The organism is Pectobacterium peruviense, assembly GCF_003312355.2.
GTDB lineage: Bacteria > Pseudomonadota > Gammaproteobacteria > Enterobacterales > Enterobacteriaceae > Pectobacterium > Pectobacterium peruviense.
The window spans coordinates 4,346,333-4,360,016 of the sequence record NZ_CP161826.1 but is presented as its reverse complement, the minus strand read 5'-3'; the positions used below and the strand labels follow the sequence as shown (position 1 = coordinate 4,360,016).

Annotated in this window: 19 protein-coding genes; 4 read left to right on the top strand and 15 right to left on the bottom strand. The window is 44.9% G+C overall.

Translation table 11 applies throughout. The features are described from left to right. Positions 1–145 precede the first annotated feature (145 nt). Together DUT67_RS19640 and DUT67_RS19635 are read left to right on the top strand one after the other, a co-directional pair. Positions 146–820: a hypothetical protein gene (locus DUT67_RS19640; protein ID WP_113626390.1), complete on the top strand. Its 675-nt coding sequence runs from the start codon at positions 146–148 to the stop codon at positions 818–820. Positions 821–859: 39 nt separating this feature from the next. After that, positions 860–1,456 carry a hypothetical protein gene (locus DUT67_RS19635; protein ID WP_113626389.1) on the top strand — a complete coding sequence of 199 codons (597 nt, stop codon included), beginning with the start codon at positions 860–862 and terminating at the stop codon, positions 1,454–1,456. A 93-nt stretch (positions 1,457–1,549) separates the two neighbouring features. Here the strand turns inward: DUT67_RS19635 and DUT67_RS19630 are convergent, their stop codons facing one another. The 7 genes from DUT67_RS19630 to DUT67_RS19600 form a co-directional block, all read right to left on the bottom strand. Continuing rightward, positions 1,550–1,993, bottom strand: coding sequence for an Imm21 family immunity protein (locus DUT67_RS19630; RefSeq protein ID WP_189339498.1), 444 nt, complete (start codon positions 1,991–1,993; stop codon positions 1,550–1,552). Positions 1,994–2,139: 146 nt separating this feature from the next. Then, positions 2,140–2,466 (bottom strand): hypothetical protein, encoded by a 327-nt coding sequence (locus DUT67_RS19625; protein ID WP_113626387.1) that lies wholly within the window; start codon positions 2,464–2,466, stop codon positions 2,140–2,142. Positions 2,467–2,545: 79 nt separating this feature from the next. Further along, complete coding sequence (locus DUT67_RS19620; protein WP_113626386.1) at positions 2,546–2,956, bottom strand: hypothetical protein; 411 nt, start codon at positions 2,954–2,956, stop codon at positions 2,546–2,548. A gap of 88 nt (positions 2,957–3,044) precedes the next feature. Then, on the bottom strand, positions 3,045–3,482 hold the full coding sequence (locus DUT67_RS19615; RefSeq protein ID WP_053075282.1) for an SMI1/KNR4 family protein: 438 nt from the start codon (positions 3,480–3,482) through the stop codon (positions 3,045–3,047). A gap of 51 nt (positions 3,483–3,533) precedes the next feature. After that, complete coding sequence (locus tag DUT67_RS19610) at positions 3,534–4,127, bottom strand: DUF1963 domain-containing protein (protein WP_189339497.1); 594 nt, start codon at positions 4,125–4,127, stop codon at positions 3,534–3,536. Between the two features lie 43 nt (positions 4,128–4,170). After that, on the bottom strand, positions 4,171–4,626 hold the full coding sequence (locus DUT67_RS19605; RefSeq protein ID WP_113626385.1) for a hypothetical protein: 456 nt from the start codon (positions 4,624–4,626) through the stop codon (positions 4,171–4,173). Between the two features lie 141 nt (positions 4,627–4,767). Continuing rightward, complete coding sequence (locus DUT67_RS19600) at positions 4,768–5,283, bottom strand: hypothetical protein (RefSeq protein WP_113626384.1); 516 nt, start codon at positions 5,281–5,283, stop codon at positions 4,768–4,770. A gap of 432 nt (positions 5,284–5,715) precedes the next feature. Between DUT67_RS19600 and DUT67_RS19595 the strand changes: the two genes are divergently transcribed. Both DUT67_RS19595 and DUT67_RS19590 read left to right on the top strand, forming a co-directional pair. Continuing rightward, positions 5,716–6,222: a TIGR00645 family protein gene (locus DUT67_RS19595; protein WP_039289774.1), complete on the top strand. Its 507-nt coding sequence runs from the start codon at positions 5,716–5,718 to the stop codon at positions 6,220–6,222. Positions 6,223–6,316: 94 nt separating this feature from the next. Continuing rightward, positions 6,317–7,354, top strand: coding sequence for an NADP-dependent oxidoreductase (locus DUT67_RS19590; protein WP_113626383.1), 1,038 nt, complete (start codon positions 6,317–6,319; stop codon positions 7,352–7,354). A gap of 50 nt (positions 7,355–7,404) precedes the next feature. Here DUT67_RS19590 and DUT67_RS19585 read toward each other — a convergent pair whose 3' ends face one another. The 8 genes from DUT67_RS19585 to ubiH form a co-directional block, all read right to left on the bottom strand. Next, on the bottom strand, positions 7,405–7,707 hold the full coding sequence (locus DUT67_RS19585) for a DUF2645 family protein (RefSeq protein ID WP_048258494.1): 303 nt from the start codon (positions 7,705–7,707) through the stop codon (positions 7,405–7,407). Positions 7,708–7,750: 43 nt separating this feature from the next. Further along, the gene (locus DUT67_RS19580) at positions 7,751–8,182 is read right to left on the bottom strand and encodes a hypothetical protein (protein ID WP_113632124.1); all 432 of its coding nucleotides are present in this window, start codon (positions 8,180–8,182) and stop codon (positions 7,751–7,753) included. Between the two features lie 67 nt (positions 8,183–8,249). After that, complete coding sequence (locus DUT67_RS19575) at positions 8,250–8,573, bottom strand: DUF2645 family protein (RefSeq protein ID WP_223250546.1); 324 nt, start codon at positions 8,571–8,573, stop codon at positions 8,250–8,252. A gap of 7 nt (positions 8,574–8,580) precedes the next feature. Beyond that, entirely contained in the window at positions 8,581–9,327 is a 747-nt protein-coding gene (locus DUT67_RS19570) for a hypothetical protein (protein WP_048258497.1), read from the bottom strand. Between the two features lie 6 nt (positions 9,328–9,333). Beyond that, entirely contained in the window at positions 9,334–9,813 is a 480-nt protein-coding gene (locus DUT67_RS19565) for an Hcp family type VI secretion system effector (protein ID WP_039524420.1), read from the bottom strand. A 533-nt stretch (positions 9,814–10,346) separates the two neighbouring features. Then, positions 10,347–10,775 (bottom strand): hypothetical protein, encoded by a 429-nt coding sequence (locus tag DUT67_RS19560; protein ID WP_048258498.1) that lies wholly within the window; start codon positions 10,773–10,775, stop codon positions 10,347–10,349. Positions 10,776–11,239: 464 nt separating this feature from the next. Next, on the bottom strand, positions 11,240–12,451 hold the full coding sequence (ubiI, locus tag DUT67_RS19555; RefSeq protein ID WP_048258499.1) for an FAD-dependent 2-octaprenylphenol hydroxylase: 1,212 nt from the start codon (positions 12,449–12,451) through the stop codon (positions 11,240–11,242). 28 nt (positions 12,452–12,479) lie between these two features. Then, positions 12,480–13,658 carry a 2-octaprenyl-6-methoxyphenyl hydroxylase gene (gene ubiH / locus DUT67_RS19550; protein ID WP_048258500.1) on the bottom strand — a complete coding sequence of 393 codons (1,179 nt, stop codon included), beginning with the start codon at positions 13,656–13,658 and terminating at the stop codon, positions 12,480–12,482. Positions 13,659–13,684 lie beyond the last annotated feature (26 nt).

Sequence of the window (13,684 nt, the reverse complement as noted above, 5' to 3'; positions counted from 1 at the left end):
GAATACAGCAGCAGTTGGAACTTACCATGCAGGGCTGCATCTTTACAGCCGCCGACGCGATGAAAACATTTTCTGGCAAAATCTGTGGCAATATCGATGCAAAATGGAAAACGATGGATAGAAAAAATGGTGAATAGGGTTACTCATGACAGAGACTAAGCTGTTGCTTGATGTTCCAATCGTGAAGTCGACGCTTGACGATCTCAGAAAACAATTTCAGGCATTTGATACAACCGATTCGTACCCTGTTTATCTGGCGTGTTGTGATTCGGTCGATGAATGGAAATTTTCTGACGGCGATTATTTTGGACATTTACCGTACAGCGATGAGCGTATGGGTTTTTCGTCACCCCGACTGATGAAAAGGAAATATGCCAATCTAGATGAAGCGCGTTGGCTGGGGAAATATTGCTCTGGTTTCTCTGGTGGCCATCATGTTATTACGGTTTCTCCTGGGCAGAAGGGCGTTCAAGCCATTCAGGCAACCCTATATAACCGTACTGGCGATGCTTTAGACATTGCGACGTTGGGTTTTAAGGGAATGGCTCGTTCAGCGTGTGGTGAATCGAAATTGCTCGGCTTGGGGAGAATGCTGCAATTAGAGGATCACGCGGTAGTTTATGTGGGCGTAGGGATTCGAGAGGCTTTTGCCGTATTTCTTTACCAATATTCCTCTGCTGGCCGCGTGCTGTCTGGCCGAGCCTTTTCCAAAGGGTGGCCCGGTGAAGATGAATGGTTCTGTCACTATGATAATGATGGGCAACTGGTTGAAATAACCTCAGGGAATGCATCCGTTTGGCGCAAGAAATCAGCCAGTTAAACGGCCTGCTGCTATCAATCATTCACACGAGAAATATCTATGTACGATGAACTGATTTTTGCCCATGAGCCTCATACCTCTCATGATGCCTATGTCGGCGGCGGGGCTTATTTACCCAGTGAAATATCCTGGCCATGTTCTGCTGATGGAGTGCCGCTTACTCATCTGGCAGCTTTTCCCAGAGAGTGGTTTTCACCGTCACTTGCTGCTAAGCCCTATTGGGTTTCTATATTTATACCTTATTTGACGGGGGAGGTTTTGCATTACCGGAGACTTCGTGCGATTCATGGTAATTCTGAGGCTATTGTCGTGGGTTATATTCGTTCTGAAGACGAAAGAAACGAAGCCGCTAATCAAATTCTCGATCGTGGAAGCATTCGGCTTTCAAGAAGTACTGAATCCGATGATGAAGAAAATTTAGCCTCTAAATTGGATGGCATTGATGCCTGGCTGCAAGGGCCTATCGCATCAAATATAGGGCAGAGACGAATGTCCATTTATGGGGGAGATTTAGATGCTGCGTTACCCCGTCATAAAGGAATACTGTCAGATGGCATGGGCTATCTCTTTTTAGATGATAACTTCGCAAATAACACAACAAATGAATGCGGCCGGTTTTTTCTGCAACTTGGCTAACAGCCAGCAGGCGGATAATTTTGGTGCGTTTCTGACGATGTCAGAGCGGATTGAGTAATGTGTTGAGGTGAACGTTGTATGAAAGAACGCTCTCTATTTTTTTACCTGTAGGGTGTGAATCAACAGAGACATATCGGGAGTGGGGGAAACGATTAAGGTCCTAACTTCATTGAGCAGAGAATTGGCTTTGAATGATATTGCCTCTTTGTGGGCATATGTATTTGCCGCATCAAAAATTACAAGGTTGGTATTGGCCCACTCAATATCGAATTTTTCCTCATATGAGGCCAAACTAAAATCAAACGCATTAATTGCTCTTTGAACGTCAGTTTCACTTTCAGCCCATTTCCACCTGACAATCAATATCAAATTGTCCGCTGTTGCGACTGCCGCCTGCAAAGGTTCATCCCCAAGAATCAATACGTTTGAGTCGTGCATACGCCGCTTTTCTGCATAATCGATGGTCTGGCAGCAAACATCATAATCCGCATGTGGGCCGAGGCTACCTGTCCACCGTTTGGCGGTATTCTCATCCATGATAACCAGAGGGCCGCCAGAGCTTGATAGCCACTTTGAGAAATTTAACCTATTCATGTTATTATTTTTTAACACGTTATTCTCAGTTTTGTATTTGCCAGAAAGTAGAACGGTGAGTCGTATAGGGAAAGAACCGATATCGGTCACTAACGGTTATTTAGACGAAAAGCCTCGTTGAGTTCAACTTCACTCTCCGCATCCCCATCTTCAAAGCATTTGAAAGATTTCTCGCCTAGTGTCTCCTGCACGAGCGCGTACAGATAGACAGATTTAACGTTAACCTGTAGCCACAGCGAGCCATCGTCTTCATCGATCAGGCGGATGTCATAATCAGCGCGATTGTTTAGGGATTTGTCTTTCAAATAGACATCACCGTTTTCGGCATGAATACAGGCCTCACTGCGTTTAATCGTACTCATGGCATGTTGAACAGCCGAGGCATCATCAAATACTAATTTGTACTCATAGCTCATGTTATGAGTGTCCGCTGTTAGGTTTCACTATCTTCATCAGAACCCTGTCTCAATATTCTTGCTATTCTGGATACGACATTTATTTTACGTAAATCTCAGGCAGGTCGATATTATTTTGGGAAAGAATCATGGCTATTTTTCCTACAAACTCAACCGGAAGCGCCGTTGGTACCCCATACATATCAACTATTCCGACCTCAACGGCAGCATCAACAAGATAGGTGAATTCTTCAATATCTTGAGGTGCAATGGATAGGACAAGATCTCGCGGCACATCATCTCCGCGCCCATTTAGCGGCAGCAATGCCCCTTTTCTTTCCCATTCAACCAGGCTGCCACTCTCAGGATAACAATTAAGATGCGCTAGCAACGCGTCGATCGAGGGATGTCGAATCAATTTTGCATCGCAATAGGCCTGTAAACAGGCAGAGGCGTAGCGTTGCAAATCTCTTGGGGAAAGCCTGTGCAGTGCGGTAAAAACGTCTAACATCCTCATGTTCCTCAATGCATTCACACAGACTCAAGTTAAAGGCTAGATAAATTATAAACTAACGGGGTGGGACTAATCTTGAGGGGAGTTACAGTTCATCACCGACTATCTGCCCTGAAATGGCTAAGTTGAGTGCAGATGTGAATGTCGATGCAATGCTCTTCATCTTTCTTGGGTCAAGATCGCCAATATTCACACTTGCAAATGTTGGCGTGTCTGTGAATCGATAATCTAATAAAAAACAAATGGATCCACCATCTGAGCCAATCGCGAGGACCCTATCGCCTAAATAATGGTTAATTTTATAATCCTGATTTAATTTCACTATCTGTGTTGACGGCCATATCGATAAATAAACATGCGAAAGTCTCCCTTCTCCGCCATCCGACCATTTCATAAACTCTCTATAATCAGGCGGAAAAATCAGTGCCGTACTGCTTTCGATAGTCTCCCACTCGGTGTCAGATGCAGGCACATGGCAATGCCAATGTGGCGTAATGGAAAGGATGCACTGTGCGATGTTCATTTATTATCCATAGAATCGTTAACCCAACGCTGCATTGATCAATGCACGGTTTTATGATGTTTGAATGATCCATTTCCCGGCTTGCAGATCTGCGCCATTAATCCCTTTCTTCAACAGCAAATATCCCATGCCACCGACAAGAATGCCTTTATGGCTAGGCGCTGCTTTATTTAGGCGAGAATGGTTAATTTGCAGGATATAGCTCAGATTCTCATGACTTTCTTCGTCCTGAATCCATGCTGGAATACCCGCGATCTTGGCAATACCATTTTCATCGCTGTCGTCATTCGGGTTTTGCAATAGGGTTATTCGCCGCGATGGAATGATCGGGTTGCCACAGGCCTCTAACGGCTGGGTAGTAGGGATATAAGCTAACACTTTTCCTCCCTCATTCATTGCCTTCTCAATATAGCCATCAGATGACAGTGAATAGGGCGTGAAGACGGAAACCACAAACCTATCGTCCAATTCCATGTCTGGAATATGCTGATTAATGAATGTTGATGGAAAACTGGCAAGGTGGAGTAAGTCTGAGCCGCTTGAGTCCGTCGGCCAGGTTATCGATGCTGGTAAAAAGGGACTGCCACCAAGATAGGGATGGTCCTTGTCAGGATTGCCTTCTACAAAAACCAGTTCATTGAACATCGTTATTCCTTCGCCTTCCCAATTGTATTAACCAGCGAGACTCTCATCGATCGAGATAATCATCGATATAGCTAGTGAGTTCTGGATATTCATCCAAAAACTCATCGCTGCGAATGAAGTCGTCGAATGATTTATGTTTTTTGGCCGCTAAAACGATGGCATTGATCTTTTCATCATTTTCCGAATTCACCATTCGCCCGATTAATATTAACGGCCATTCCTTGTCGCCTGCCTGATTCTTTATTTTGGCAAAATTGGTGGCAAGTCTTTCTGCATAAAGGGTGGCATCCGCATGATCGAGAACAACCAGTACTCGCTCCTGAATACCATAATCATCATCATCGCAAAATGTGTCTAACAACACATCTATCGTTTTTGCATCAAGCTTACCAATGACGCCTTTTACCAACGTTGAAAATTGGCGAGCATCTTCGGCATTCTCATATCTGTCCAAAGAAAGCAGCTCATCTCGCCACGCTTCAAACGCATTACCATTCATATTTTTTCCTATAGCAATCCTATTCCATCAATCCAACCAGCCATCTTTGCTTTTATTAGATCAATGGATTTGATATCGCCAACCACGACAAACTCGTGCTTATGTTCTTTATCATTGAAACATGTCATTTGGGGGAAATCCTCATCGAAATGCTACCACGCTGTTCCACTGAGCCAGATTTTCTGCGAAAGCACGGTCTGCTTGCTGAGCCGTAAGTTCTCCCGCATACAGTAGGTCGCTTTTTATTTTTTCCTCATCGCTATCACTCAATGTTGTCGCTTCTCCTTCCTTCTCGTTGAGTAAAAAGCGTTGAGCTGCCATGTAATTATAGGCGTCAATAATCGATGATTCTGCTGCCGTTAAGCTTGCAGTACCTTCAGAGAAGAACATGAGGAAGTCTGAAAAAGCGTAGAGATACAGATTTTTTAAAATCTCGTCACTGCTCGCATCCTGTTCATCGACCACGGCTGTGTCTATAGCCTCAAGCGCCGGGTTGGTATTTATATTTTTCGCTTCTGATGCAAGGTAGTCCCAAAGATCATCCGTAAGTAAAACAACCTCTTTCGGTAAAATAATACTCATCGATTGAAGTAAGTTACCGAACCGAACGAATGCTTTTAAGAGTACGAAGAAAGCGATTTTTTCTGGATTCCCCATTACTCATCCTTCTTGTCTTGGGTGTTTAGTCGATGAGGCCGGATTCACGCCATCATGAATAATGACGTATTCAGAAAGGCAGAATATAAGGAAAGATACGAAAATATCAATGCGTTAGCGTATTTTTCAGCCTGTGTTTTGAGGTTATTGTTATCGCGTTCGATGATTGTCTGGTAGCACCGAACACGATGATGAAACGCCTATGCGGTGGTGGGCATGGCTTAGCGGCGCACTTCCAGATGCGTGCCGTGGGCGAGAAAGAAACGGCATCGATTTAAAGGTTGATACAGGCAGGATCACAAAACGCGGCACTCACCGTTGACGATGCGATAGTGCATTCCGTAAAGGGTGCATTCTGTTCAAGAATTGATTAACACCACAGCAGGACTTTTCGCTATTATTTCCCTCTTTTCCTCCTGCATATAGTGAGTTATGGAACGTTTTATTGAGAATCTGATGTACTCATCGCGCTGGCTGCTTGCCCCTGTTTATCTTGGGCTATCGCTGGGCTTACTGGCGCTGGCGATTAAGTTTTTCCAGGAAGTGTTCCACGTCCTGCCCAATATCTTTGATATGGCAGAGGCAGATTTGGTGCTGGTGTTGCTATCACTGATCGATATGACGCTGGTTGGCGGGCTGCTAGTGATGGTCATGCTATCCGGCTACGAAAACTTTGTGTCGGCATTAGATATCACCGATGGCAGAGAAAAGTTGAACTGGCTCGGTAAGATGGACTCAGGCTCGCTAAAAAATAAAGTGGCTGCCTCGATTGTTGCTATCTCGTCGATCCATCTGCTGCGCGTGTTCATGGATGCTCGTAATATCCCGGATAACAAGCTGATGTGGTATGTGATTATCCATTTGACGTTTGTGCTGTCTGCGCTCGTCATGGGGTATCTGGATCGCATGTCGCGTTACGAAAAAAGCAAAACGGCATAATCAACGCCGCACGGTTTGCGTAGCCAGAAGAAAGAACAGATCCTATTGTTAACGAAGTGATTTTATCAACGCGCTTTGTCTAATGGAGGATATTATGCCGCAAACCGATCGCATTAACCGCCGTGTGGTTTTGGCTCAACGCCCGCACGGCGCGCCGACACAAGATAATTTTCATCTGGAACAACAGGCTGTTCCATCAATCAATACGGGGCAAGTGTTGCTGCGCACCGTGTTTCTTTCCCTCGATCCCTACATGCGTGGCCGCATGAGTGACGCGCCTTCTTATGCCAAACCGGTCGAACTGAATGACGTGATGGTCGGTGGAACTATCAGCCGCGTGGTTGAATCAAAACACCCGGATTATCAGACGGGCGATTGGGTACTGTCTTACAGCGGCTGGCAGGACTATGCGGTATCTGACGGTAAAGGCTTAACCAATCTGGGGCAGTCGCCCACCAATCCTTCCTATGCGCTGGGCGTACTGGGCATGCCGGGCTTTACTGCGTATATGGGGCTGACGGATATCGGCCAGCCGAAAGCCGGTGAAACGCTGGTGGTAGCCGCCGCTACGGGGCCTGTCGGCGCGACGGTCGGCCAGGTCGGGAAACTGAAAGGTTGTCGGGTTGTCGGTGTGGCTGGTGGGGCGGAGAAGTGTCGCTACGCGGTTGAGGTTCTTGGGTTTGATGTGTGCCTCGACCACCGAGCGGATGATTTTGCCGAACAGCTGAAACAGGCCTGTCCGCAGGGCATCGATATCTACTTTGAAAACGTCGGTGGGAAAGTCTTTGACGCGGTATTACCGCTGCTGAATACCTCGGCGCGTATTCCGGTGTGCGGATTAGTCTCTGGCTACAATGCCACTGGGTTGCCCGATGGCCCAGACCGCTTATCGCTGCTCGCGGGGACTATCCTGAAGAAGCGTATTCGCATGCAGGGGTTCATCATTTTTGATGATTATGGTCATCGCTTTGATGAATTCTGGAAAGAGGTTTCGCCGTGGGTCGCGCAAGGTAAGATCAAATATCGGGAAGAGATTGTCGACGGTCTGGAAAATGCCCCGGAAGCCTTTATCGGTCTATTACATGGTCGCAATTTCGGTAAGTTGGTGATCAGAATCGGGCCAGATGCGTAATACACTAGACTCGCCGCTGCGGCGGCGAGTTTTGCACTCGACAGAGTGTGTTACCAGTACGGGCAGATAGTAACGCGTGTATAGAAACTGCCTGAGTAATAGAGCAGAATGATAAGGTAAGTAATGATTTTTGGAGGAGTCCGCTTAACCAGCAGAAAAGGAATGGACAAAGGGATGATGATGAAATTTGAAAAACTATCAGCATAGCCTCTCGGGTTTTCACAAAAATTTTTAAGTGAGCTGTCACCAAATAGCCATTCATATTCGATTGTAGAAAATGCATGGATTAAAAAAAGACATAAGGCAGAATAAGAATAAAAATAGATGTTATAGATTTGATTTTTTTTAAACATGCTTTCAAATTCCTTTTTGAATCCTGATGAAAAATTAATATTACTATTTAATAAATGAGATATCAATCCTTCTGTTTTTATCATCTTGTATTAAATTAACCTCATCATGTCCTTTTATCCATACTTCAATTATATTTCCATAACTCCATGGGATGCTTTTGGATTTTTTAAATCCAAGTGTCTCTATGTATTTTACCAATTCAGTTTTACGCTCAGGAATTGGGTTATAAAAAACTACGCCATTGGTTAATCGCTGCGTGCCATCTGGTGAGTAATAGTAAAATTCGTAATTGTCAGAAATAACAGATATGTCTTTTACTTCATCTAGGGTTAAAGTATAATGTGTAAAATGATCATCTTTTTTGTAGTGGTAACTTCCTTCGTGGAATAATCCTGCGAAAATAATAAATATGCCAATTGAGATAAATAGTAAAAATATTGATTTTATTAAGTCACTGTATTTGAATTTCAACATGTCATTGTATTTTTTGTTTGTTATCCAATTCGTCAGTTTTATTAGTTTATAGTTTACTCAAAATAGACTAATTTGGACAAAGACTGATTCGTGTATAAAAACGGTATGAATGATACCCGAGGATGATAAGATAAGTAATGATTCTAGGCAGGCTTCTTTTAAAAATAAAAAAAGGGATAGATAAAGGAACAATAATGATACTGAAAAAACCATCAGCATCGGCTTCCGGCACTTCACAGAAATCTGCAACTGAGTCGCCATCTATCATCCATTCATATTCAGTGGTAGAAAAAGCATTGATTAAAAAAAGGCATAACGCAGAATAGGCATAAAAATAGACATGATAGAGGAATTTTTTTGCTCGTGACATTGATATTTTTCCTGGCTGCATGTTTATCCTACGGTCTTTGCATAACAGTCGTACTACTATAAAGTAATTTTGTTACTTTTTCGCGATGACTTAACATTCTTCTACCATATGATGTCCAGTCCCTTACATCTACCAAACTTTTTTCTGCATTTATCGAACGAATAAAATCACTGTGACTGCGTTCAATGCCTCTATTATAGCGTGAACCAGCAAGAATAAACTGCTCGTCTGTTAGGTTCAACGTGTCAGCACCAGGGTAGTCGTAATTGATTAACTCATAAAGATGGCGTGCGACCATAGTAAGGTTGAAATTATCTTTATTTAGGCAGATAGAAATATATGTTGCTTCTGCATTTTTCAACTCACTTGGGGTTTTTCCGAAAATCTCGGCTACTACTCTAATTTGCATTGCGATAATACCTATCGATGTTTTCTCAGGGCTGGACGTAGAGGTATCCATCTCTGTCCAACTATTGTAGGTATACTCTGCCTGCCTGTAAAATAAAACTGGATATTTAAGATAATCAACCATACCTCCGGCTTCGGAACGAGCAACCAAAGCAAGGAGCGTTGCTGGTATTTTATATTGTCGAGCAATATCTTTTATTTTCTCTTTATGGAAAATAATATAACTATCCTTGTATTTATTTAAATAATCATCACCGCCAAATGTTTTCCACCAAACGAAGTCAATAGGCGACCAACGCGGATAGTTCTTTCCCCAATCGGAAAAACTAAGGTCGCATTCGTTGATAATATCATTGAATTTATTCATGGTTTATCAGTACATATTTTCAGTTAATATGCTGTATCCCGATGTCCCTGCGATATTGTGCTGGCAGGTAATACTCTCATAACGCAGGCTTAGGGTTTCAAATGGCTGCATATCGTTATGCGTCAATGAGTTGGGATTCTGATTAGAGATATTGACAATAGAGGCATCCCTTAATGTAATTGTCATGTAGTTCTCTTGGGTCCCGCTGGCGGAGGTACGGTAATACCTCAATTCAACTTCCATTAGCTCATTGTTGGCGATGCTGGTTAGTAAGAGCGGTGTGGATTTATCAACGACTTTGGTCACAGAAAAGGGGTGATGATTGACGTGTCGATCTCTTGATAAGTCGTAATTCGTTGCATAAACAAAAATCTCATCTTCGTGACCAGAGATATGTTTATTTCCTACAGAATCGATACTTAAACACCCTTCAGAGATCAGACCCTGAATTTTTCCGGTAATCTTCATGAAAATAGAATTAGCCATTCGTGTAACTCCCTGTTAAAAATCCTTGTTGGGAAACTTATAACGTAAATCTTGATTGAACAAAAGAAGAACTCGACTATTTAATAAGAAATATGATTCCTATCAGAAAGATATCCTTTCCAAAATTCTATAATTGATTGTTTTTAATGGTAAGTAACCATATAGGATGAAATTTATTTATTAGCCTGATAATTATATTCAATGATAAGTTTATCATACCCAATAAACCTCAAGATGTAGATTTTGGCATCTGAAAGCGATCGTGAATTCTGGACATCAGTGAGACCGGCTATTTCTGGCGCTTGGTTGAGAAAGAAATTAATATTGTATTTCGAAACTCGCTCATGTTTTCAAAGTAGTGATTATTCCATGCATGTTCGTTCATCACTCTCCTTCAGCGCTGAAGGAATAGATTAATAAGATTTTTTATTAATGATAACGCCTTTTTGACTTATTTCTAAGCCAAGGACAGCTCAAACGCGAATGTACTCATTTTTTAATCCATTACGCCATTCACTCAATCATAGTATTAATTAACGTTGTTCCTTGGATAAATCCAACATTAGACATTCTATTTCTTTCATTGTTACTCTGTCTTGCTCTTTTGTTTTAATGATCTGAAAGTATTCATCGAATGATGGGTAATTACCTAAGGAGAAATCATCAACTAATGGGATGCCAGTACTGTTAACATAATCGAGCAACTTATCGTAAGCCTCATTAATGTTATCTAGATCGCATGAATATATCGTACTTATCTGAGGGTTTGCCTCATCACTCGGCCCATAAGAAAAGTAATACTTCTTTGACAGTCTCGGTGCGTCCCTGATTTCTTTATAGGTTAATGTATAGTACTTAAAAATGTCTTTTTCCGTATAAACGGTATCAGGAACGATGATAAGCCATCCCCAAAAGAACAGCAGGGAAGATAATAAAATGAAGATAGTTAAGATCGTTTTCATAAGATGAAAACAGCTTTCTCGAGACCAGAAATATGTTTATTCCCTACAGAATCGATACTTAAACACCCTTCAGAAATGAGTCCCTGAATTTTTCCCGTTATCTTCATAAAAATAGAATTAGCCATGCTTGTAACTCCCTGTTAAAAATCCTTGTTAGGTTGTTATAACGTAAATTTTTTTTGAAAAAAAGGATCACTCGAATATTTAATAAAAAATATGATTTATGTCAGAAAGATCTCCTTTCCAAAAATGTTTAATCGTTTGTTTTTAATGGTAAATATTGAGGGGGAGAAAAGCATATCACGCTAATTATATCTAAATTATAAAGTGCGTTATGTAAGTAAAAAATCATTAGTAGATTAAATAACAAGATAAGTGGTTAAGATTACTGATTGAATTAAAAAGGCGTCGTTATTGATAACTCGCCGCCTAAGCAGCGAGGTTTATTATCCATTCCGGTTTTATTATTTCCCAGCACTAAGCCAGTCTGGCAGATCGTGTAATCCCATAGCCTGACGTACCAACGTCGGTTTAATACCGGGGAGTTTATCTGCCAGCACTAGTCCCACATCACGCAGCAGCTTTTTCGCCGGATTGTCGCCGTCAAACAATTCGCGGAACCCCTGCATGCTGGCGAGCATCACGGCGGCGCTGTGTTTGCGGCGGCGTTCATAGCGTCGCAGATAAAGGTGTTGGCCGATATCTTTACCCTGCGTCTGTAAGCGCTTCAGTTCTGCAATCAGTTCGGCGACATCCATGAAACCCAGGTTGACGCCTTGCCCTGCCAGCGGGTGAATGGTGTGCGCAGCGTCGCCAACCAGCACCAGCCGGTGTGAGGCGAAGCTGCGGGCATAACGCCCCATCAGCGGGAAAGTTTGACGTTCACTTTCCAGTTCACACAGCCCCAACCGCATATCAAACGCCATGGCGACCTGACGATTGAATTCCTCCACTGGCAAGCCCTGCATCGCTAGGGCCTGCTCCGGTGAAAGCGACCAGACAATCGAACAGAGGTGCGGATCGTCCAGCGGCAGGAATGCCAGAATGCCGTCACCGTGAAATGCCTGACGTGCTACGGACTGATGTGGGTGTTCGGTACGAATATTGGCGACCAGCGCGTGGTGGCCGTAATCCCAAAAGGTCAGCGGAATATCCGCATGCTGGCGCAGCCACGAATGCGCGCCGTCCGCGCCGACCACCAGTCGGGCGGTCAGCATGCTGTCGTTCTGCAACGTAATAAAGGCTTCGTTCTCGCCCCAGGCGACCTGTTTTAATGACGCAGGGGAAAGCAGAGTGATGTCGCTTAATTGTGAGGCACGTTGCCACAGAACCTGCTGAATCACTGGGTTTTCAATGATATGCCCGAGATGGGAAAATCCAAATTCTTCACCGCTAAAGCTGATTTTACCGAAGCTGTCTTTGTCCCAGACCTGCATAGCGTTATAAGGGCTGACACGCTGCGCCACGAGATTCTCCCAGACGCCGATATGGCGCAGAAGGCATTCGCTGGCGGCATTGATGGCGGAGACGCGCAAGGCATGGTGTTTCCCGAGCGGTTGAGGCTCGGCCGCCTGTTTTTCCAGCACGGCAATGCGCAGGCCGCTACCCTGTAGGCCGCAGGCCAGCGCCAGACCGACCATACCGCCACCGGCAATAACCACGTCGAATGATTGCATTTCCGTATTTTCCTGTTGGCGAGCTTAATTAACGTTCTACCCAGCCTAGCGTGCGACGGGCAAACGCATCGCGCATCAACGGCAGGTTATTCATAGCGATCAGGCCCAGATTGCGACCGACCGCCAGCGCGGTATAGCGGTTAGCGAACAGCCTGACCAGACCATCGGTGATCGCCACGGTTGCGTGTTGATCGGGTTCGCGCCGTTGCTGATAGCGGCTGAGTACACTGTACTGGCCGATATCCTGCTGGTTCTTCGCCGCATCGACGAGCGTTTCCGCCAGCGACATGACATCGCGAATTCCCAGATTAAAGCCTTGTCCGGCAATCGGGTGCAGCGTTTGTGCCGCGTTGCCCACTAGCGCTAGCCGATGGCTGATGTGCTGGCTTGCGGTTAGCAAGCGCAGCGGATAGCTATGGCGTTCGCCAGTGTGGGTGAATTGCCCCAAACGCCAGCCAAAAGCCTGCTGTAGCTGTTGGCGAAACTCGACTTCGCTCCATCCATCGATGTCGTGTTGACGATGTTTATCATGGCACCAGACGAGTGAGCTGCGACCGTTACTCATCGGTAACAGCGCCAGCGGACCGTGCGGGGTAAATCGCTCAAATGCGCATCCGCGATGGGGTTCGGCGGTGGTCACGTTGGCGATCACCGCGACCTGATCATACTCATGCTGTTGCCAATGAATCCCGCAGGACTGCGACAACATAGAGTGCGATCCATCGGCGGCAACCAGTAGCTGGCCTGTAAGCTCAGTGCCATTATCCAACGTTAGCGTGGCGTTCTCTTGCGTCCGCGTGACGGCAACCACTTTCGCCGGGCAGTGCAGACGCACGCCCGGTGCCTGTTGCAGCAGGGAAAACAGACGCTGCCCGACGTCATGCAGTTCAACCACATGGCCCAATGCCTGAACGTGATAATCCGACGCGTGCAGATTCACCACGCTGGCATGACCGCGCTCGCTGACGTGGATGTCGGTTATCGCCGTTGCATTGCCCGACAGTGCTTGCCAGATACCCAGCGCCGCTAGCTGTTGGCGTGTGCCATCAGACAGCGCGAGAGCACGCCCGTCAAAACCGGGATGTTCCTTGTCGAGTGGTGAATATGCCTCGATAAGGTCAACCGGTATTGTGCCCTGTGAAAGCCGTGATATCGCCAGCGCCAGCGTCGCGCCCGCCATTCCACCACCGACAATCATGACCGCCATGCTGTTGTCCTTTGCAATTATGCCGT

What these genes read in the sequence shown, in the direction of transcription:
- DUT67_RS19640 (WP_113626390.1), top strand. Translation starts at nt 146, where the DNA reads ATGACAGAGACTAAGCTGTTGCTTGATGTTCCAATCGTGAAGTCGACG.
- DUT67_RS19635 (WP_113626389.1), top strand. Translation starts at nt 860, where the DNA reads ATGTACGATGAACTGATTTTTGCCCATGAGCCTCATACCTCTCATGAT.
- DUT67_RS19630 (WP_189339498.1), bottom strand. Translation starts at nt 1,993, where the DNA reads ATGGATGAGAATACCGCCAAACGGTGGACAGGTAGCCTCGGCCCACAT.
- DUT67_RS19625 (WP_113626387.1), bottom strand. Translation starts at nt 2,466, where the DNA reads ATGAGCTATGAGTACAAATTAGTATTTGATGATGCCTCGGCTGTTCAA.
- DUT67_RS19620 (WP_113626386.1), bottom strand. Translation starts at nt 2,956, where the DNA reads ATGTTAGACGTTTTTACCGCACTGCACAGGCTTTCCCCAAGAGATTTG.
- DUT67_RS19615 (WP_053075282.1), bottom strand. Translation starts at nt 3,482, where the DNA reads ATGAACATCGCACAGTGCATCCTTTCCATTACGCCACATTGGCATTGC.
- DUT67_RS19610 (WP_189339497.1), bottom strand. Translation starts at nt 4,127, where the DNA reads ATGTTCAATGAACTGGTTTTTGTAGAAGGCAATCCTGACAAGGACCAT.
- DUT67_RS19605 (WP_113626385.1), bottom strand. Translation starts at nt 4,626, where the DNA reads ATGAATGGTAATGCGTTTGAAGCGTGGCGAGATGAGCTGCTTTCTTTG.
- DUT67_RS19600 (WP_113626384.1), bottom strand. Translation starts at nt 5,283, where the DNA reads ATGGGGAATCCAGAAAAAATCGCTTTCTTCGTACTCTTAAAAGCATTC.
- DUT67_RS19595 (WP_039289774.1), top strand. Translation starts at nt 5,716, where the DNA reads ATGGAACGTTTTATTGAGAATCTGATGTACTCATCGCGCTGGCTGCTT.
- DUT67_RS19590 (WP_113626383.1), top strand. Translation starts at nt 6,317, where the DNA reads ATGCCGCAAACCGATCGCATTAACCGCCGTGTGGTTTTGGCTCAACGC.
- DUT67_RS19585 (WP_048258494.1), bottom strand. Translation starts at nt 7,707, where the DNA reads ATGTTTAAAAAAAATCAAATCTATAACATCTATTTTTATTCTTATTCT.
- DUT67_RS19580 (WP_113632124.1), bottom strand. Translation starts at nt 8,182, where the DNA reads ATGTTGAAATTCAAATACAGTGACTTAATAAAATCAATATTTTTACTA.
- DUT67_RS19575 (WP_223250546.1), bottom strand. Translation starts at nt 8,573, where the DNA reads ATGCAGCCAGGAAAAATATCAATGTCACGAGCAAAAAAATTCCTCTAT.
- DUT67_RS19570 (WP_048258497.1), bottom strand. Translation starts at nt 9,327, where the DNA reads ATGAATAAATTCAATGATATTATCAACGAATGCGACCTTAGTTTTTCC.
- DUT67_RS19565 (WP_039524420.1), bottom strand. Translation starts at nt 9,813, where the DNA reads ATGGCTAATTCTATTTTCATGAAGATTACCGGAAAAATTCAGGGTCTG.
- DUT67_RS19560 (WP_048258498.1), bottom strand. Translation starts at nt 10,775, where the DNA reads ATGAAAACGATCTTAACTATCTTCATTTTATTATCTTCCCTGCTGTTC.
- ubiI (WP_048258499.1), bottom strand. Translation starts at nt 12,451, where the DNA reads ATGCAATCATTCGACGTGGTTATTGCCGGTGGCGGTATGGTCGGTCTG.
- ubiH (WP_048258500.1), bottom strand. Translation starts at nt 13,658, where the DNA reads ATGGCGGTCATGATTGTCGGTGGTGGAATGGCGGGCGCGACGCTGGCG.